Here is an 18,703-nt window from a genome sequence, read left to right on the forward strand (position 1 = left end):
AGCCGAATCGATTCCTCCGTCCCCTGTTGCCGACTCAACACATTCTCATCCGCTCACGGCACATGCTTGCGGGCGGGGCTTGACGATCTATAACGCCGCACAAGCCCATTCTCCGATGTTCGAGGACCGACGATGAACCGCCTGTTTACGACCGCTACCGCACTGATGGTCCTTGCCGTCGCGACCCCCGGCTGCTCGCGCAACCGGAACCTTCCGACGCAGCTTGCGCCTTCACAGGTGACCACGCTCGCGATCAATTCCTATCTGTGGCGAGCAGCGGTGGACACGGTATCCTTCGCTCCGTTGCTGCAGGCGAATGCCCAGAGCGGCGTGATCATCACCGACTGGTACACGAACCCGAAAGCACCGGGCGAGCGCGTAAAGCTCACCGTCGCCGTTCTCGATCCCGACCTTCGAACCGACGCGCTTAGGGTTTCGGCCGCCAAGCAGGTCTACCAGAATGGCGCCTGGGTTGATGCGCCGGTCTCTGCCGCGACGGTCCAGAAGCTCGAGGACATCATCCTGACCCGGGCCCGCGACCTGCGCCGCGCCGCCGTTCGGGGATAGTTCTTCCGTCATGAGCGGCCGATTCGACGCGGCTGGAGCCGACCGCCGCTGGCAGGCGCGCTGGGAGGAAGCGCGCTCGTTCCGTGCGGACAGCGACAGCAACAAGCCCAAGACCTACGTGCTCGAGATGTTCCCCTATCCTTCTGGGCGCATCCACATGGGCCACGTCCGTAACTACACGATGGGCGACGTCATCGCCCGCTTCCGCCGAATGCAGGGTCACGAAGTGCTGCACCCCATGGGCTGGGATGCTTTTGGAATGCCCGCAGAGAATGCGGCGATGGAGCGAAAGGTCCACCCTGGAGAATGGACGTGGGCCAACATCCGGGCCATGCGCGAGCAGCTAAAACGTCTCGGTTTCGCGCTCGACTGGGAGCGCGAATTCGCGACGTGTGATCCCGATTATTACGGCCACGAGCAGGCCTTGTTCCTCGACCTGTTCGAAGCCGGTCTCGTCTACCGCAAGGAGAGCGAGGTCAATTGGGATCCGGTCGACATGACAGTGCTCGCCAACGAGCAGGTAATCGATGGGAAGGGCTGGCGCTCAGGCGCCACGGTCGAACGGCGCAAGCTCTCCCAGTGGTTTCTCAGGATCACCGATTTCGCCGACGACCTGCTCGAGGGCCTCAAGACGCTCGACGACTGGCCCGAGAAAGTGCGGCTGATGCAGGAAAACTGGATCGGAAAAAGTCGCGGCCTCCAGTTCCGCTTTCGCCTTGCGAAGAAGGTGGGCGAGGTGGAGGCGGTCGAGGTTTTCACGACACGGCCGGACACGATTTTCGGAAGTAGCTTCGTTGCGGTTGCCCCGGACCACCCGATCGCACAGTCCGTCGCCGCCACTGACGCCAAGGCCGCGGAATTCATCGCCGAGTGCAAAGCCGGCGGGACAAGCGCGGCCGAGCTCGAGACCGCGGAAAAGAAAGGATTCAGGACTTCGGTCGAGGTCGTGCACCCCCTCGACGCGGAATGGCGGCTGCCGCTCTACATCGCGAATTTCGTGCTGATGGACTATGGTACCGGAGCGCTGTTCGGTGTGCCCGGGCACGACCAGCGCGACTTCGACTTCGCGACAAAATACGGCCTCCCTATCAAGCGCGTCGTTGCTCCCAGCGCCGATCTCGCATCCGAGCCGATCGGCGCCGAAGCGGAGCCGGCGCCCGGGATTGCCGTCAATTCGGGTTTCCTCGACGGCCTTCCCACCGAGAGTGCATCAGCCGAGGTGATCCGCCGCGCCGAGGCAGCCGGATGGGGCACCGGCACAGTCCAGTACCGGCTGCGCGACTGGGGAGTTTCCCGCCAGCGATACTGGGGCACTCCGATCCCCATCATTCACTGTCCCTCGTGCGGGGCCGTTCCGGTTCCCCGGGAGCAGCTTCCCGTGGTCCTTCCCGCCGAGATCGACTTCGACAAGCCCGGCAATCCCCTTGACCGCCATTTTGCGTGGAAGAATGTCGACTGTCCCACCTGCAGCGGATCGGCGACACGGGAGACCGACACGCTCGATACCTTCGTCGACTCCAGTTGGTACTTCATTCGCTTCGCAAGCCAGCCTTCCGACAAGCCGTTTGACCGGGCGGAGGCGGAAAAATGGCTTCCGGTCGCGCAATATATCGGCGGCGTCGAACACGCGATTCTTCACCTGCTGTACGCGCGCTTCTGGACACGGGCGCTGAAGCAGCTCGGCGAGATCGGGATCGATGAACCGTTCAAGGGCCTGTTCACGCAGGGAATGGTGACGCACGAAACCTACCGTGCCGGCGATGGCAGCTGGCTAAGCCCGACCGAGGTCAAGCGTGACGGAGACGACTGGGTCCATATCGTCAGCGGCGAGCCGGTAACTACCGGCCGGGTCGAGAAGATGTCGAAGTCGAAGCGCAACACGATCGACCCGGAACCGATCCTCCATAAATACGGCGCTGACGCGGTCCGCTGGTTCATGCTCTCGGATAGTCCGCCAGAGCGGGATCTCGAATGGTCCGAGGCTGGCATCGAGGGAGCGTCGCGGTTCGTGCAGCGGGTCTGGCGGCTGGCAGGTGCCAGTCAGCCTGCCGCGGGCGAGGACAACGAGCTGAGGCGCAAGCTCCATCGTACGGTCGCCGCAGTTGGCGAGGCTATCGAGGCGCTCCAGTTCAATAAGGCCGTTGCGCAGCTTTACGAGCTGACGACAGCGATCGAGAAGGCGAAGCCGTCCGCGACCCGGCATGAGGCGGTTCGCACGCTCATCCTGCTGGCGGCACCCGCGGCTCCCCATCTTGCAGAGGAGGCCTGGGCAGCGCTTGGCGAAAACGGCATGATCGTCGATGCGCCATGGCCGGATTTCGATCCGGCGTCGCTGGTTGATGATGAGGTTACACTCGCGGTGCAGGTCAATGGCAAGCTTCGCGACACGCTCAGTGCTCCGCGCGGTCTCGACCGGGCCGCCGCCGAAGCGCTCGCGCTCTCTTCCGAGAAGGTCCAGCGCCAGCTGAACGGCGTCAGCCCGCGCAAGGTCATTGTCGTTCCAGACCGCTTGGTGAATATCGTCGCATGATGCGGCGCGGCGCCTGGATTCTCGCTTTTCTGACCCTTTCGGCCTGCGGTCTGCGACCACTTTATGGTGGCGGCAGCAGTGGCATCGTCGCTTCGACCATGCGGTCGGTCACGGTCGGTCCAATTGGCGGTCAATCCGGCTGGCTGATGCGCAACAAACTGGTCGAACGGCTCGGGGAGAGCGGGGGAGCAGCCCCTGCCTACCGTCTCGACGTCACTCTGGACGACAATATCACGGCGTTTGGCCTGCGCGGCGATCGCGCCGCAACGCGCGAGCGCCGCACGCTCCGGGCTCGCTATCAGCTGGTTCAGCTTAGCAATGGCACGGTGGTGCTCGATGCGACTGCGGGCTCCGACGCGGGCATCGACATCGTCAGTTCGGAATATGCGACGGTTGCAGCGGAGCAGACCGCGCTTGAGAACCTCACCGACACGGTTGCTGACCAGATTGCGGCGCGTCTCGCACTTTATGCCTCGCGGACGGCCGCGACGAAGTGAAGGCGACGAAGGGCAGCATCGGCCGGGCGCTCGACCACCCAAGCAAAGACATCCGGTTCTATCTTTTTCACGGCCCTGACGAGGGGCAATCACGGGCGCTTGGAGCCCGCCTCGTCGAAGCGCTCGGCGCGGCCAAGGCCCCGGTTAGCACGGCCGCGATCAAGAGCGACCCTGCTTCGCTTGCTGACGAAGCGGGCGCAATGAGCCTCTTTGGCGGAAAGCGCGTCGTGTGGATCGAGCCTGCCACGAAGGACATCGAACAAGGAGTCCTCGCGCTGCTCGAGGGAGCGGTGCCCGAGAGCCCCGTAGTCGCCATTGCAGGAGCGCTGCCCAAGACATCTGGCCTTCTGAAAATCGCGGAAGCTTCGGCGCTGGCGCTCGCATTCGCTTCCTACGTCCCCGAGGGCCAGGACGCCGAGCGCATGGTCGTCGATCTTGGTCGCCGGTTCGGCCTCAAGATCAGTGCGCAAGTTGCGGTGCGCCTCGCCGAGAGCGCGGCCAATGACCAGGCCGTCATAGCCAAGGAACTCGAGAAACTTGCACTTTACATCGATGCATCGCCGCAGATGCCCAAGGAACTGGAGCTTCGCGCGGTCGACGAGATTGGTGTCGAGAGTGCAGAGGGGGACTTTCAGCGGCTCGCGGACCTTGCTCTCGAAGGCGAGATCGACGAGCTTGCCGAGGAACTGGCGCGCCTGCCCCCAGGGGGCAACGAAGGCATACCAGTGGTCCGTTCGCTGCAGCGCCGGTTGATGATGCTTGCTCCGCTGCGGGCCCGGGTCGAGCGCGGTGAACGGTTGGACGCCGTCTTGACGTCATCGGGTAGAGCCGTGTTCTGGAAGGAAAAAGGTAGGGTTCAGCGGATGCTGTCCAAGTGGACGGCCGAAAATCTCGCGACCATGGCCGTGCGCATTGGCGATCTTGAGCGGACTTTGATGTTTACCCCGGCACCGGAGCGCGAAGCGCTGGGCGAGGAATTGCTCGCAATCGCGCGAAAAGCGCGCAGCCTCTAGTTAGATCGGTTCCCCGGACAGCCGCTGACAAACCATATCGAGTTGGTCGAGGCTCGAATAATGAAGCGCGACCGTACCGCCCTGCCCCTTGTGCGTGACCTGGACCTTCAACCCCAGGATGTCGCCGAGCTGGCGTTCGAGGGCATCGAGGTCAGCGTCGACAACCCTGGCTCCGTTGCGAGCGCCCGACCGGCCGGCCTGCGCACCGTGACCGGCCCGGCCCTTGTCACGCCGAACACGCTCCTCGACCTGGCGCACTGAAAGGCCCTTCGCGATGATCTCGCGGGCAAGAGCATCTGGGTCATCTGCACCCGCGATCGCCCTTGCATGACCCATACTGATATCGCCTCGCATCAGCGATTGGCGCACAAACTCAGGAAGATCCAATAATCTCAACAGGTTGGCAACATGGCTGCGCGACTTGTGCACAAACCGGCCGACATCGTCCTGCGTGTGACCGTGTCGCTGAATGAGCTGACGATAGCCCTCGGCCTCCTCAAGCGGATTGAGGTCCTGGCGCTGGATATTCTCGATGAGGGCCAGTTCGGCGGTCGTCGAATCATCGACCTCGCGAACGATGGCCGGAATGCTGTGCAGCCGTGCCCGCTGGGCTGCACGCCAGCGTCGCTCGCCGGCGACGATCAGATAGTCCTCCCCATTCGGCCTGAGCAGGATCGGCTGGAGAACCCCGCGCTCGCGAATCGAATCCGCAAGTTCTTCCAGCGCGTCCTCATCGAACTGCACCCGCGGCTGACTGGGATTGGGCTTGATCCGCGCGACGTCGATTTCACGAACCCCGCCACGGGAACCGTCTGCGCCCGCAGACGGCGGACGAGCGGCCTCGCCGAGGAGCGCCTGAAGCCCCATGCCAAGGCCCTTGGCGGGCCGGTCGGCGCTCATGCCGCGACAGCCAACTGGGGAAGCCGGCCAATCAACTCCCGTGCAAGCCGGACATAAGCTTCAGAGCCGGGACATTTGAGGTCGTAGATCAGTGCCGGCAGTCCATGGCTGGGTGCCTCGGAAAGCCTGACATTGCGAGGAACGACCGTCTCGAAGACCGCAGCCCCAAGGCATGCCCGGACATCCTCGGAGACGGCCTGGGAGAGATTATTGCGCCGGTCGAACATGGTGAGCGCAACACCCAGGATCGATAGCTGGGGGTTGAAGGCGACCCGGATCCGTTCGACCGTCTGGAGCAGCTGGCTAAGCCCTTCCAGCGCGAAGAACTCGCACTGCAGCGGAACAAGAAGATGGCGCGCAGCCACAAGTGCATTCACGGTGAGGAGCCCGAGCGAGGGCGGGCAATCGATGAGACAGATATCCCAGCGTCCAGCGGGTGCCAGGGACAGCGCCTTGTCGAGACGGTGGGCCCGATCCTCGAGGCCCACCATTTCAACCTCCGCCCCTGAAAGGTCGACGGTTGCAGGGAGGAGATCGAGCCGCGGAACCCGCGTCGCGACTGCTGTTTCGGCTGCTGAAGCACTTCCGATCAACACGTCATAGCTGGACCTCGATCGTTGCGCCTGCGTAATACCAAGGCCGGTCGAGGCGTTTCCCTGGGGATCTAGATCGGCGAGGAGGACCCGCCAGCCGATCGCTGCAAGCGCGGTCGCGAGATTGATGGCCGTTGTCGTCTTGCCGACGCCGCCCTTTTGATTCGCCACCGCTATCCGGATCATGGCCTCGTCCTCACCCCTGAACCGACGATGATGAAAGACTGTGCGTCGGTAGCACTTTGTTCCACGTGGAACGCACCTTGCCACGTGCGCTCGGCTTCGGCCAGTTCCGCCATCGCACTTCGCCCCTTCGGAAGCGCCCAGACGGTATTTCTTGTGGACAGATGTGCGGATATTTTGAGCAACTGGCAAAGATTTGCGACCGCCCGGGCGGTGATCACATCGTAGGTTCCCGTTGCGCGTTCGGCCTTCCCGGGGAACACGCTGACGTTGAGTCGGAGCGATTCGCCCACTTTGTGGAGAAATTCCGCGCGGAGCCTGCGCGGCTCAATAAGTGCGACCGGACCCTCGACGATGCAGGCGATGACGATTCCGGGCAGTCCCGCACCCGCGCCGACATCCACCCAGGCCGAACCGCGATGTGGTTCGAAGCGGACCAGTTGCGCGGAATCGAGTATATGCCGCTCCCACAGCCGTTCGAGCGTCGACGCAGAAACGAGGTTCTGGCGACTGCTCTCCTCGCGGAGGAGAGCGGCATAGGCCTCAAGCTTTTCGAATGTTTCACGTGAAACATCACGGCGGCCCATGACACGGACCAGACCGTCCCTCATGCGGCGCTGCGATTTGCAGCAACGTAAAGCGCGGTGAGGGCTGCCGGCGTAATGCCGGGGATCCTCGACGCCTGATCGAGTGTTTCCGGGCGGACGGAAGACAGGCGTTCCACCATCTCGCCGGATAGGCCCGGTATGGCGGCGAAATCGAGGCTGGCTGAAAACCAGAGCCGCGAATCGCACTGGACAACTTCCCATTCGCGCTGCTGCCGCGCCACGTAGGGCGCATAGAGCGCGTCTGCCCGCCCCTCCTGTGTTTCCCCCCATTTCGGAGAACCTCGAAGTTCCAGGTGCTTCTCGATCTGGCGCCGCCGCCGCGGCGACAAGCAGCCGGCCAGCAGCGCAGTGCTGCCAAGTCGCGACGTCGCATTGTCCGCGCGGAGCGAAAGTCGGTACTCCGCCCTCGCGGTCATCATTCGATAGGGCTCGCTGACCCCCTGCAAGGTGAGGTCGTCGATCATGACCCCGACGTATGAGGTCCGCCTGTCGAACCGCACCTCCTCGATCCCGAGCGCGAGCGCCGACGCGTTAAGGCCCGCGACGAGGCCCTGCGCCGCAGCCTCCTCATACCCGGTTGTCCCGTTGATCTGCCCCGCAAGGAAGAGTCCGGGGACCTCCCGGACCTCAAGCGTCTGGTTCAGGCGCCGGGGATCTACAAATTCATATTCGACGGCATAGCCTGGCCGAACGATCTTGGCGCGCTCCAGGCCCGGGATTGACCGCACGAAGGTCTCCTGGACGTCCGCCGGCAACGACGTGGAAATTCCATTCGGGTACACCAGCGGGTCATCAAGCCCCTCGGGCTCGAGAAAGACCTGGTGGGCGGGCCGGTCCGAAAAGCGCTTCACCTTGTCTTCGATCGACGGGCAGTAGCGCGGGCCCCGGCCCTCGATCGCCCCCGCGAACAACGGCGATCGGTCAAAGTTTGCACGAATGAGATCGTGCGTCTGTTCGGTGGTGCGGGCGATGGCGCAGCACAACTGAGGCTGCGCGACGAAGTCGTCGAACGCAGACATGGTCCACTGGTCGATGTCGCTCGGCTGCTCCTCGAGGCGAGCCCAGTCTATGGTTCGTCCGTCGACCCGCGGCGGCGTCCCCGTCTTGAGACGCCCCTGCCCAAGGCCGACCTCCCTTAGCTGGCCTGCGAGCGGGATCGTCGCGCGCTCACCCTGCCGACCGCCCTCCGTCACTTGCTCGCCAACGAACATCCGGGCGTCGAGGAATGTCCCGGTCGTGATCACCGCAGCCCGGCACGGAAGTGTCCGCTCGTGCGTCCTGACCCCGACGAGGCGGCCGCCGCTTAGTACCAGCTCCACCGCCTCGGCGAAAACGAACTCAACATTCTCCAGCTCGAGCAGCGAAGAGATTGCAGAGCGATACCTCTTGCGATCCGCCTGCACTCGCGGCCCCCAAACCGCCGGCCCCTTGCTTCTGTTGAGCATCCGCCGATGAATTGCGGAACGGTCGGCTGCACGTGCCATCAACCCATCGAAAACATCGAGCTCCCTCACCAGATGGCCCTTTCCTACGCCGCCAATCGAGGGATTGCAGGACATTTGCCCTGCGTCTTCACGCCGGAAGGTGATGAGGCCGACGCGGGCGCCACGTCGGGCCGCCACGGCCGCAGCCTCGCACCCGGCATGGCCGGCGCCGATCACCAGAACATCGTGCATGGATCTGTCTTAGCTCATGAGTGTTCCACGTGAAACACCGGGCTCACTTCCCCAGGCAAAAGCGTCCGAACAGTGCGTCCAGCACGTCCTCCACTCCGGCGCGGCCGGTCAATCGGTCGAACGCGCCCCGGGCCATGCGCAGGCCCTCCGCCACCAGAACGGGATCGCTACATGAAGCTGCAGCGAACAATGAATCCGCGGCCTCCCCGATATGCCGAGCCTGCCGCCGGTTGAGCGCAATTGCGTCATCCGACGGCAAGATTGCCCGCGCCCGCGATTCAATGATCTCAAGGAGGCTTGCCACCCCCTCCCCTGTCACAGACGAAACGCCAAGCGAGCCCGGAGGGGTTCGCCCACGTTCGGGAAGGTCCACCTTGGCATGCACCATGACGATTTGCCGATGGCGAGGGGCGACCCCCTCCTCGCCAAGCCACACAAGCACGTCGGCGGACTCGATCAACTTGCCCGCACGCGCCACGCCAATGGACTCGACCTGGTCCTCGGTATCGCGCAGACCCGCCGTGTCTGTGAGCCGCACCGGAACGCCGCCGACGGAAAGCGGGACCTCAATATGGTCGCGTGTCGTCCCTGGAAGGTCGGCGACGATCGAGCGATCTTCACCTGATAAGACATTGATAAGGCTTGATTTCCCGACATTTGGCGGCCCCGCCACAACCACTCTAACCCCATCCTTCAGGGGTTCCACCCGGGGACGCCCGAGCCACTCGCGGAGCTCGTCCCCGAGCACCGTGCAGGCGTCCAACAGGGAGCTGTCGATCGCCTCGTCCTCCTCGTCATAGTCGATGGCCAGTTCAGCTCGCGCCGACAATCCAAGGAGGCGGTCCTGCCACGCCGAAATCTGCTTCCTCAAGCCGCCTTCCGCCAGAGCAAGCGCCGACTTGCGCTGCGATTCAGTCTCGGCTTCGAGGAGATCGGCAAGACCTTCCGCTTCAGTCAGATCAATCCGGCCGTTCTCGAAGGCGCGGCGGGTGAACTCGCCGGGCCGTGCCTCCCGCAACCCGTCGATGGCCGACAACGCACGGAGCACAGCATCGACAGTCGCCCGGCCGCCATGACATTGGAGTTCGACAATATCCTCGCCAGTCGAGCTTGCAGGACAATCGAACCGCAGAACCAGCGCCTCATCCAACAGCTCGCCCGACACGGGATGGCGCAGCTCGCGCACCCCGGTCGTGCGGGCGGCGGGAAGCGATCCCGCAATCTGCTCTCCGGCGTGTCTCGCGGCTGTTCCGCTGATACGGATCACTGAAATCGCTGCCGGCGGACGACCGCTCGACAGCGCGAAGATGGTGTCCGTCATCGTGCAGGCTAGCTGAAGAGGGGAGCGATCACCGGCGCTACATGTCCTGCGCCCTCATAGATCATCTTGACCGCAACCCACAGTATCACCGCAAGACCGCCCCATGCGATCCAGCGGTACTGGTCGATGTACCGGGCGATCACGTTGGCCGCGGCGCCCATCAGGATGACGGACAGAGCCAAGCCAAATATGAGAACGTAAGGGTGCTCGCGCGCGGCACCGGCGACTGCAAGCACATTATCGAGGCTCATGCTGACGTCGGCCAGGGCAACGCCCCAGGCAGCGCTGGCAAAGTTCTTGGCAGGCCTCAGTCCCGAATGCTCGTCACCGAGGACTTCTTCGGAACCGGTGCTTTCGTCCTTGTGGCCAAGCTCCCGGTACATGCGCCAGGCGACCCACAGAAGAAGAATCCCTCCGGCCAGCACCAGCCCGACGACCTGAAGCAGCTGGGAAACCAGCAAGGCGAATGCGATCCGCAGCACCAGCGCTGCAGCAACGCCGATCAGGATCACTTTCTTCCGCTGCTCAGCCGGGAGCCCCGCCGCAAGAGCCCCGACGACGATCGCATTGTCACCGGCAAGAACGATGTCGATGAACAAGATCTGGAGAAACGCAGCGACAGCGCCGCCACTTAGAAATCCAAGGTCCATAAAACCGGCCTAGCCGAGGCCCATGAGGTGCCTCAAGCCCATCACATGCTCTCCGCCCATGAACCCTTCGTAGATCATGCCGCAGGCGACCCACAGGATGAGGGCGAGGCCGACATAGTTGATCCAGTGATATCGCTGGATGAGCTTTGCCACGTAATTTGCAGCAAAACCCATAATGAGAACCGAGAAACTGAGGCCGACTACCAGGAGCGCCGGATTCTGGCGCGCAATCGAGGCCACCAACAGTACGTTGTCGAGGCTCATGCTGAGATCGGCAACCGTAATTGCGATGGCGGCCTGCAGCAGCGTCTTGCTCGCAGGCGGCCCTTCAATGGCAAGCGTAGCCGGATCATCGGCGACGACATCGGCTTTCGGGTGAAGCTGCCGCCACATGTTGTACGCTACCCACAAGAGCAGCAGCCCGCCTGCAAACATGAGGCCGGTGATCCTGAGGAGCTTCGTTGCAAGTACCGCGAAGGTGATCAGGAACAGCAATGCCATTCCGACCCCGAACATCAGGACTTTGCGGCGGTCTCGCGCGGGAAGACCTGAAGCAAGCGAACCCATGATGACGACATTATCGCCCGCCATCGTGAGGTCGCCGACGATTATCTGGCCGAGCTTGGCAAGCCCGCCGGCGGTGAAGATCGCCCCGAAGTCGAAGCTTTCAAACACCGCCGGCTAGCGCCCTACTGGTTCATCGAGGCAAAGAAATCCTCGTTCGACTTCGCATCCTTCATCTTGTCGAGAAGGAACTGCATCGCGTCGACCGTGCCCATCTGCATCAGAATTCGTCGCAGCACCCACATCTTTGTAAGGGTGCCCTGCTCCACCAGCAGTTCCTCCTTGCGGGTTCCCGACTTGCCGACATCGAGCGACGGGAAGATGCGCTTGTCGGCAACCTTCCGGTCGAGAACGATCTCGCTGTTGCCGGTGCCCTTGAACTCTTCGAAGATGACTTCGTCCATCTTCGATCCCGTATCGATGAGCGCAGTCGCGATAATCGACAGCGAGCCGCCTTCCTCGATGTTACGAGCGGCGCCGAAAAAGCGCTTCGGCCGCTGCAGCGCGTTGGCGTCGACGCCGCCCGTCAGCACCTTGCCGGAGCTTGGAACAACCGTGTTGTAGGCCCGGCCAAGGCGGGTGATGGAATCGAGCAGGATCACGACGTCCTTCTTGTGTTCGACGAGACGCTTGGCTTTCTCGATCACCATTTCGGCGACCTGGACGTGGCGGCTGGCAGGCTCGTCGAAGGTCGAGGAGATGACCTCGCCGTTCACCGAGCGCTGCATGTCGGTCACTTCTTCGGGACGCTCGTCAATCAGCAGGACGATGAGGATGACCTCGGGATTATTGTCCGTGATCGCCCGGGCGATGTTCTGCAGCAGGACCGTTTTGCCGGTCCGCGGCGGAGCGACGATCAGCGCGCGCTGGCCCTTGCCGAGCGGCGACACGATATCGATGACCCGGGCGGACTTGTCCTTGATCGTGGGATCGAGCGTATCCAGCCGAAGCTTCTCGTCGGGATAAAGCGGCGTCAAATTGTCGAAATTAACCCGGTGACGGACTGTTTCAGGGTCATCGAAGTTGATCGTGGTAACGCGGGTCAGCGCGAAATAGCGCTCGCCCTCCTTCGGACCGCGGATCTCACCTTCAACCGTGTCCCCGGTACGAAGCCCGAAGCGGCGGACGATCGACGGCGCGACGTAAATGTCGTCAGGACCAGCGAGATAATTGGCTTCGGGCGACCGTAGGAAGCCAAATCCGTCGTTCAGCACCTCGATGGTGCCCGAACCCATGATCTCGACGCCGTTTTCGGCCTGGACCTTGAGGATCGAGAACATGAGATCCTGCTTGCGCATCGTTGATGCGCCCTCGACGCCCATCCCCTCGGCCATTGCGACGAGATCAGCGGGAGTCTTTTTCTTCAATTCTTTCAGATGCATGTGGATATTCTTTTCTTGGGGAGTGGTGCTCGAGCTTCTCAAAACTGGTCGAAAGCTGAGACGCGGCAGGACGCCGCGACAAGGAGAAGGGAACGACGCCGGCTATTTAAGGAAACTGGCCGGAGCCGCTCTGGACTGGACGTATGTTGGCCCTGTGCCTGTGTCAATCAGCACTGGGGCCTCGGAGCGCCGAAACGTTCAGAATGGGCGAACGATTACCAGAACCACGATCAGTGCTGCAGCGATCCCCGGAATCTCGTTGATCATTCGAACGGCCCGGCCCGAAAGCGGCCGCTGACCGCTTGCCAGTTTCTTTCCATAAGCGCCGAGCCAGCCCTGGTACCCACTGAGGGCGATCACGAGCGCGAGCTTGGCATGGAACCAGCCCTCGCTCCAGGCGCCGATGTGGAAGGCAAGCATCAGGCCGAGCGCCCACACGACTATGATCGCTGGCGTCAGGATGATTGAGCGAACCCGCGCCTCGCGCTCGATCCATGCGCGGTCCTCGGGTGATCCGACAGTCGCTTCCTGGTGATAGACGTAGAGACGTGGCAGCAAGAACAGGCCGGCCATCCAGAAAATAACGAAGGTCAGATGGGCCGCCTTGACCCATGGGTAGGCCAGCCCGAGCCAGCCGACGTAGTTGTTCACCGTTCCCCCTTCACCAGTGCAACCAGCTGCTCGACGTGAGCAATGGGCGTATCTTGAAGAATGCCGTGCCCGAGATTGAAGATGTGAGGGCGGCCGCTGAAGGCGTCAAGGATGCCGCGGACGGCCGATTCGAGGACTTTCTCCCCAGCAACGAGCGCTAGGGGGTCAAGATTGCCCTGGAGCGGAAGATTCGCGGGAAGCTCCCTTGCCGCCCAAAGGGGATCGACGGTCTCATCGAGGCCGATTGCATCAACGCCAGTCTCCCGGGCGTAGGCGCCAAGCTTCCCCCCCGCACCTTTTGGAAATCCGATGACCGGAACCCCCGGATGACGCTTCTTCAGCGCCGAGACGAGCCGAGCGGTAGGAGCGATCACCCAGCTTTCGAATTGGGCGGGCGACAGGCTGCCCGCCCAGCTGTCGAAGAGCTGGAGGACTTCGGCGCCCGCTTGTGCCTGTCCCGAAAGATAGTCGAGCGTCACCTCTTCGATCCGCTCGCTGATGGCGCGAAAGGCCCCGGGATCGGTATAAGCCAGTCTGCGTGCTTCGGCCTGGTCACGACTGCCCTGTCCAGCGACCATGTAGGTGGCAACCGTCCATGGGCTGCCGGCAAAGCCGATGAGTGCTTTGCCCGCTGGCAGTGCCGCTTTCACCTTGCACACGGTATCGTAGATGGGTTCGAGCCGCGCAGGATACGCCGTCAGTTCATCGACCGAGCAGTTCGCAAGGGTGGGCGTCAGGCGTGGTCCCTCGCCGGTTACAAAACTCAAATTCTGGCCGATTGCGAACGGGACGATCAAAATGTCGGAAAAGAGGATCGCGGCGTCGAGTTCGGGAAATCGCCTCAGCGGCTGGAGCGTGACTTCCGCCGCGGCGTCGCTGTCATAGACGAGATCGAGAAAGCTTCCCTTCTCCTGACGAAGGGCACGATATTCGGGCAGGTATCGTCCGGCCTGGCGCATCATCCACATCGGCACCGGGTCGACCCGCTGACTGCCAAGGACTGCGATCAGCGGCTTGGCCACCTGCATATCGGGAAGCTCGGAAGGCATGAAAGCCACCCTTCTTCTCTCCTTATTATATTTAGAATCTAAGATTGAAGATGTTGTTGGGAGCGGGAGTGCGGGGTTTAGGCGCGGCTACCGGAATTGCCAACAAGGTGCCCGGTGCGCGTCTCTATGGGCTAGGGCGGGTTGGACCGATTCGATCCCATGATTCACAGTCTGGGGATGGATTCAGTCCCCGTGGATGAATCTTCGAATGATGGCTGCGGCAGGATCGACAAACGGTCGGTTGAAGCCGTCCCCAGCACCGAGCTAGCGTTGCTACGCGTCTTTTCCACAAGGTTGTTCGATTGAGCCTGATCCTCGCCTCTACCAGCGCAATCCGCCGGCAAATGCTCGATGCTGCTGGTGTCGATTATCGGGCGTGCAAGCCGGACGTCGATGAGGATCTCCTCAAATCGCGTTTCGACAAGGCGGGGGAGATCGCCACCGCACTCGCCGCTGCAAAGGCCTGCAGTATCGAAACCGACGACTGGGTGATCGGAAGTGACAGCGTGATCAGCGCTGGCGGACGGTTGTTCGACAAGCCGCGAGGGAAAGCCGAGGCGGCCGGGCATCTGCGCTTCTTTTCGGGTAAGACAATGTTGCTAACAAGCGCGGTCGCCCTCGCGCGTGCTGGCAATATCGACTGGCTTCATGCCGAGACCGCGCGGCTCGAGGTCCGCGAACTTTCGGATCAGTTCATCGACGCCTATCTCGATGCCGAATGGCCGCAGGTAGGCTATACCGTTGGGGTATTCCGGCTGGAGGCACGCGGAGTGCAGTTGTTCGACAGCATCGAAGGTGACCATTTCACTATCCTCGGGATGCCGCTCGTGCCGCTGCTTGCAGCGCTTCGAGACCGGGGATTGTTGCTGTCGTGATCCGGATCGCGCTGACGGGTTCGATCGGGATGGGAAAGTCGACGGTAGCGGCAATGTTCGAACGTGCAGGCCTTCCGGTTTTCGATGCGGACGCCGTGGTCAGGCAGCTGCAGGGTCCCGGTGGCGGGCTGGTCACGAAAATCGGCGAACTCTTCCCGGGAACGGTCCGCTGCGGCACGCTCGATCGCGATTGCCTTGCTCAAATCGTTCTTGGGGACCCGGTCAAACTCGCGGCGCTGGAGCAGCTCGTCCATCCTGCTGTGCGCGGCGCTCGAGACATTTTTGCTAAGGAGCATCCCGACGCCTCGGCGCTGCTGTTCGAGATCCCGCTCTTGTTTGAAACAGGAAGCGAAAAGGAATTCGACAAGGTTGTGGTCGTCTCGGCGCCGGCCGGGGTCCAGCGCTCAAGGGTCATGGCACGGCCAGGGATGACCAGCGCCAAGCTCGATTCGATTCTGGCCCGGCAAATGCCTGATGAGGAAAAGCGCAGGCGTGCCGATTTCGTCGTGGACACGGGGGGTGACCTATCCACAACTGAGAGCCAGGTGCGCGACATTCTCACTTGTCTTGGAATTGGGCCCGTCCGATAGATTCGCTTCATGCGGGAAATCGTCTTCGACACGGAAACCACGGGCCTGAACCCCCTGAGCGGTGACCGTATGGTCGAGATCGGTTGCGTCGAGATCTTCAACCGGGTCGAGACCGGGCGGCACTTCCATGCCTATTTCAATCCCGACAGGGACATGCCGTTCGAAGCGCAGGAAGTGCATGGGCTCACGAACCTGTTTCTCTCCGACAAGCCTCGGTTTTCCGAAAGGGTCGACGAGCTCCTGGACTTTCTCGGCGATTCGCCACTCGTTGCGCACAATGCAGGCTTCGATTTCGGTTTCCTCAATTTCGAGCTCGAGAAGTGCGGGCGCGTTGCCGTTTCAATGGGCAGGATGGTGGATACGCTGACGCTCGCCCGCTCCAAGCATCCTGGCGCGAAGCACAGCCTCGATGCCTTGTGCATGCGGTTCGGCATCGATCGCAGTCACCGGGTGAAGCATGGGGCCCTTCTTGATGCCCAGCTTCTCGCGCAGGTCTATGTCGAGCTGACCGGGGGCCGGCAGATCGGACTCGGACTCGTCGCAGAAGCTGGATCCGTCTCGGTTCGGCAGTCTTCACGTCCAATCATCGTTCGCGAGCCGCGGCCGCCCCGTCCCCACGCGCCGTTGGCGGAGGAACTCGAACGGCATCGGGCGTTTATTGCAAAGCTGGTCAACCCGCTTTGGGAACGCTTCGCGTCCATCCACTAAGCGCCGGTTGACGCGAGGTTCGGCGCGGTCCTAAGCGCGCCTGACACGAAGGAGCCAGGCAAAGTGGACGTACGGGTCGCGGGTCATCAGGTCGATACCGGCGATACGCTGCGCGAGCATGCTCAGCGGCGCGTTGCCGAGATTACGGAGAAATACTTTTCGCGATCGGTGGGTGCGAACGTCACCTTCGGGCGCGGTCCAAACAACGACTATACCTGCGACATCATCGCGCCCGTCGTGCAGGGCGTAGTGCTCAAGGCTTCCTACAGCGGCCGGGAGCCAGAGATCGCATTCAACGGCGCTGCAGACCGCATCGAGAAGCAACTTCGGCGGTACACGCGCAGGCTGAAAGATCACAAGGTCGATGAAGACGCGCAAGCCTATGTTGAGAACGCCGCTTACACCATATTCTCTGACGCGGGTGCGGAACCGGAAAACACCGAATTTCCTGCAATCGTTGCCGAGACACGGGTCGACATTCCCGAAGCCAGCGTCTCCGATGCGGTTATGCTGATGGACCTTCGCAACACGCCGGCACTCATGTTCAAGAACAGCGCAACGGGCGAGTTCAACATGATCTACCGCCGAGAAGACGGAAATGTCGGCTGGGTTGAGCCGCATACCGACTGAACCCATTTAAATCACACGCGGCCAAGGTGCGACTGGTCGCACCAGTCACGAGTTTTACTTGTATGCACCTTGCCGATTTTCTCGATTGCGACGCGATCAAGACCGCCCTTCCTGGCGGTAACAAGCGATCGCTGATGAAGCAGCTGGCCGAGCTTGCAGCGCAGCGCATTGGCGTTGGTTCGGCATCGGTTCTTGCCGGCCTCAATGAACGTGAGCAATTGGGCTCAACGGGCTTTGGGCAGGGCGTCGCCATACCGCACGCCAAGATCGAGGGCCTCGGCCAGATATACGGGCTCTTCGCGCGGCTCGCCGAACCCGTCGATTACAAGGCAATCGACGGGCGGCCGGTAGATTTGGTGTTCCTGCTCCTGTCGCCTCCCGATGCCGGCGCGGAACATCTAAAAGCGCTGGCGGCGATCAGCCGAGTGACACGGGACGCTGCAAATCTGGAACGACTGCGTGGTGCGCGCAGCCGCGACGCCCTGGTAGCGCTGCTGATGGGCGCCGACGAACGGGACGCCGCCTGACCAACGAGCGGCTCCCCACGCACCTTGAGGTCGCCGCGCTCTTGCGGCGCGCGGCCGTCGAGGGTGATTTCGGGGCAATAATGAGAAAGGGCGACGAGGAGCGCGGTTCGCTCCTCATCTTCGTTTCCAGCCGGGGCAGGCACGTTGCTTGCCTCGAGCGCGTCCTCGACCTCGATGGAGGCTATCGCTGGGAAGTGGTTGGCCCCGCCGAATCGGCGGGTTCCACCGAAATTGCCGATTTCCTCGCCCGTCGCGCACGCTTCGACGAGGATTTGTGGGCGATCGAACTGGATATCGCGGAGGCCGAACGGTTCATCGCTGAAACGAAGTTAACGGGTTGACCCTCACGGCGAGGGCGTCAAATCTGCGCTCAACAACAAGAGCGGGGGGCATTCCTTCAGCAGCAATTGCAGGGAATGCCACGCAAGACGGGGAATCACCACGGGCGCTGGCGAAGTATTCGCAAAGTAATTGGGCGCACCTTTTGGCGGTTCACCGCACTCTCAACGGTCCGAATGTTGGCTTCTTTTCGCTCAGCACTGCTGATGGTCGCTGCGCTTACCGTCATGATTATTGCTCCGGCGCAAGCCGGGCCAACGGCGGAGCCGGTCATGCCGGCTACCAGCGCGACGCTGCCGAAGGTAGCGGTTCCTGAGCTGCTCGACCCGCAGGGCGAGCCGACCCTCTCCCAGCCTCAGGCGACGGAGGGTCAAGACAATAACAATGATCAGGATGCGGCCGCGGCAGTGAAGCCAAGCGGCGATCTCGCGGCGATGGTCGCCCAGCTTCGTGGCCCTGAAGCGGGCAGCCGCGAACTGGAGTGCCTCGCAACTGGCATCTACTTTGAATCGAAGAGCGAGCCCCTCGCCGGTCAGCTTGCGGTCGGCAAGGTGATCGCAAACCGGGCCCAGAGCGGCGGCCGGTTCCCCGGCACGTACTGCGGCGTGCTGTTCCAGCGCGGGCAATTTTCGTTCGTGCACGGTCATGCCCTTCCTGCAGTTTCGCATCTCAACCGCCAGTGGCAGACGGCTGTCGCAATCGCGAAGATCACCGACAAGGGACTGAAGGAGTCGGCAGTTGGTGACGCGCTCTTCTTCCACGCGCGTTATGTCGCTCCGGGCTGGCACATGAGGCGGGTCGCCTCGATCGGCAATCACGTCTTCTATCGCTGAGACAAGGCGAACAAGGA

Annotated in this window: 21 protein-coding genes; 11 read left to right on the forward strand and 10 right to left on the reverse strand. The window is 62.4% G+C overall.

Translation table 11 applies throughout. The features are described from left to right. The first annotated feature begins 132 nt into the window (after nt 1-132). The 4 genes from V8192_RS02135 to holA are packed head-to-tail and all read left to right on the forward strand — an operon-like array spanning nt 133 to nt 4,607. Nucleotides 133-567: a DUF3576 domain-containing protein gene (locus V8192_RS02135; RefSeq protein ID WP_373276305.1), complete on the forward strand. Its 435-nt coding sequence runs from the start codon at nt 133-135 to the stop codon at nt 565-567. A gap of 10 nt (nt 568-577) precedes the next feature. After that, nucleotides 578-3,097 (forward strand): leucine--tRNA ligase, encoded by a 2,520-nt coding sequence (gene leuS / locus V8192_RS02140; RefSeq protein ID WP_341631414.1) that lies wholly within the window; start codon nt 578-580, stop codon nt 3,095-3,097. Beyond that, nucleotides 3,097-3,594: an LPS assembly lipoprotein LptE gene (gene lptE / locus V8192_RS02145; RefSeq protein WP_341632286.1), complete on the forward strand. Its 498-nt coding sequence runs from the start codon at nt 3,097-3,099 to the stop codon at nt 3,592-3,594. The genes leuS and lptE overlap by 1 nt, the downstream gene beginning before the upstream one ends. Next, the gene (gene holA, locus V8192_RS02150; RefSeq protein WP_341631415.1) at nt 3,591-4,607 is read left to right on the forward strand and encodes a DNA polymerase III subunit delta; all 1,017 of its coding nucleotides are present in this window, start codon (nt 3,591-3,593) and stop codon (nt 4,605-4,607) included. Before lptE ends, holA begins: the two co-directional genes overlap by 4 nt. Here the strand turns inward: holA and V8192_RS02155 are convergent, their stop codons facing one another. The 10 genes from V8192_RS02155 to hemE all read right to left on the reverse strand — a co-directional run bounded on the left by V8192_RS02155 (nt 4,608) and on the right by hemE (nt 14,193). Next, complete coding sequence (locus tag V8192_RS02155) at nt 4,608-5,507, reverse strand: ParB/RepB/Spo0J family partition protein (RefSeq protein WP_341631416.1); 900 nt, start codon at nt 5,505-5,507, stop codon at nt 4,608-4,610. Beyond that, nucleotides 5,504-6,286, reverse strand: a complete 783-nt coding sequence (locus V8192_RS02160) for a ParA family protein (protein WP_341631417.1) — start codon at nt 6,284-6,286, stop codon at nt 5,504-5,506. The genes V8192_RS02155 and V8192_RS02160 overlap by 4 nt, the downstream gene beginning before the upstream one ends. Next, entirely contained in the window at nt 6,283-6,894 is a 612-nt protein-coding gene (gene rsmG / locus V8192_RS02165; protein WP_341631418.1) for a 16S rRNA (guanine(527)-N(7))-methyltransferase RsmG, read from the reverse strand. Before rsmG ends, V8192_RS02160 begins: the two co-directional genes overlap by 4 nt. Continuing rightward, nucleotides 6,891-8,567 carry a tRNA uridine-5-carboxymethylaminomethyl(34) synthesis enzyme MnmG gene (gene mnmG, locus V8192_RS02170; protein WP_341631419.1) on the reverse strand — a complete coding sequence of 559 codons (1,677 nt, stop codon included), beginning with the start codon at nt 8,565-8,567 and terminating at the stop codon, nt 6,891-6,893. The genes rsmG and mnmG overlap by 4 nt, the downstream gene beginning before the upstream one ends. Nucleotides 8,568-8,610: 43 nt before the next feature. Next, the gene (mnmE, locus tag V8192_RS02175; RefSeq protein ID WP_341631420.1) at nt 8,611-9,888 is read right to left on the reverse strand and encodes a tRNA uridine-5-carboxymethylaminomethyl(34) synthesis GTPase MnmE; all 1,278 of its coding nucleotides are present in this window, start codon (nt 9,886-9,888) and stop codon (nt 8,611-8,613) included. Between the two features lie 8 nt (nt 9,889-9,896). Continuing rightward, the gene (locus V8192_RS02180) at nt 9,897-10,538 is read right to left on the reverse strand and encodes a TerC family protein (RefSeq protein WP_341631421.1); all 642 of its coding nucleotides are present in this window, start codon (nt 10,536-10,538) and stop codon (nt 9,897-9,899) included. A gap of 9 nt (nt 10,539-10,547) precedes the next feature. Beyond that, nucleotides 10,548-11,213: a YjbE family putative metal transport protein gene (locus tag V8192_RS02185; protein ID WP_341631422.1), complete on the reverse strand. Its 666-nt coding sequence runs from the start codon at nt 11,211-11,213 to the stop codon at nt 10,548-10,550. A gap of 14 nt (nt 11,214-11,227) precedes the next feature. Next, nucleotides 11,228-12,484, reverse strand: a complete 1,257-nt coding sequence (gene rho / locus V8192_RS02190; protein ID WP_341631423.1) for a transcription termination factor Rho — start codon at nt 12,482-12,484, stop codon at nt 11,228-11,230. 198 nt (nt 12,485-12,682) lie between these two features. Continuing rightward, nucleotides 12,683-13,135, reverse strand: a complete 453-nt coding sequence (locus V8192_RS02195; RefSeq protein WP_341631424.1) for a CopD family protein — start codon at nt 13,133-13,135, stop codon at nt 12,683-12,685. Next, nucleotides 13,132-14,193 carry a uroporphyrinogen decarboxylase gene (gene hemE / locus V8192_RS02200; protein ID WP_373276306.1) on the reverse strand — a complete coding sequence of 354 codons (1,062 nt, stop codon included), beginning with the start codon at nt 14,191-14,193 and terminating at the stop codon, nt 13,132-13,134. Before hemE ends, V8192_RS02195 begins: the two co-directional genes overlap by 4 nt. Before the next feature lie 293 nt (nt 14,194-14,486). Here hemE and V8192_RS02205 point away from each other — a divergent pair, with 293 nt between their 5' ends. The 7 genes from V8192_RS02205 to V8192_RS02235 all read left to right on the forward strand — a co-directional run bounded on the left by V8192_RS02205 (nt 14,487) and on the right by V8192_RS02235 (nt 18,686). Next, nucleotides 14,487-15,059, forward strand: a complete 573-nt coding sequence (locus V8192_RS02205) for a Maf family protein (protein ID WP_341631425.1) — start codon at nt 14,487-14,489, stop codon at nt 15,057-15,059. Further along, entirely contained in the window at nt 15,056-15,649 is a 594-nt protein-coding gene (gene coaE, locus V8192_RS02210; protein WP_341631426.1) for a dephospho-CoA kinase, read from the forward strand. Before V8192_RS02205 ends, coaE begins: the two co-directional genes overlap by 4 nt. A 9-nt stretch (nt 15,650-15,658) precedes the next feature. Beyond that, a complete protein-coding gene (dnaQ, locus tag V8192_RS02215; RefSeq protein ID WP_341631427.1) occupies nt 15,659-16,357 on the forward strand; it encodes a DNA polymerase III subunit epsilon in 699 nt (232 codons plus the stop codon). Nucleotides 16,358-16,420: 63 nt separating this feature from the next. Continuing rightward, nucleotides 16,421-16,987 (forward strand): ribosome hibernation-promoting factor, HPF/YfiA family, encoded by a 567-nt coding sequence (hpf, locus tag V8192_RS02220; RefSeq protein WP_341631428.1) that lies wholly within the window; start codon nt 16,421-16,423, stop codon nt 16,985-16,987. A gap of 62 nt (nt 16,988-17,049) precedes the next feature. Then, on the forward strand, nt 17,050-17,514 hold the full coding sequence (locus tag V8192_RS02225) for a PTS sugar transporter subunit IIA (protein WP_341631429.1): 465 nt from the start codon (nt 17,050-17,052) through the stop codon (nt 17,512-17,514). Then, nucleotides 17,511-17,855: a DUF1491 family protein gene (locus tag V8192_RS02230; RefSeq protein ID WP_341632288.1), complete on the forward strand. Its 345-nt coding sequence runs from the start codon at nt 17,511-17,513 to the stop codon at nt 17,853-17,855. Before V8192_RS02225 ends, V8192_RS02230 begins: the two co-directional genes overlap by 4 nt. A 174-nt stretch (nt 17,856-18,029) precedes the next feature. Next, on the forward strand, nt 18,030-18,686 hold the full coding sequence (locus tag V8192_RS02235; protein ID WP_341631430.1) for a cell wall hydrolase: 657 nt from the start codon (nt 18,030-18,032) through the stop codon (nt 18,684-18,686). The last annotated feature ends 17 nt before the right edge of the window (nt 18,687-18,703 follow it).

Origin of the sequence: Sphingomonas agri (genome assembly GCF_038148795.1) — a bacterium.
GTDB lineage: Bacteria > Pseudomonadota > Alphaproteobacteria > Sphingomonadales > Sphingomonadaceae > Sphingomicrobium > Sphingomicrobium agri.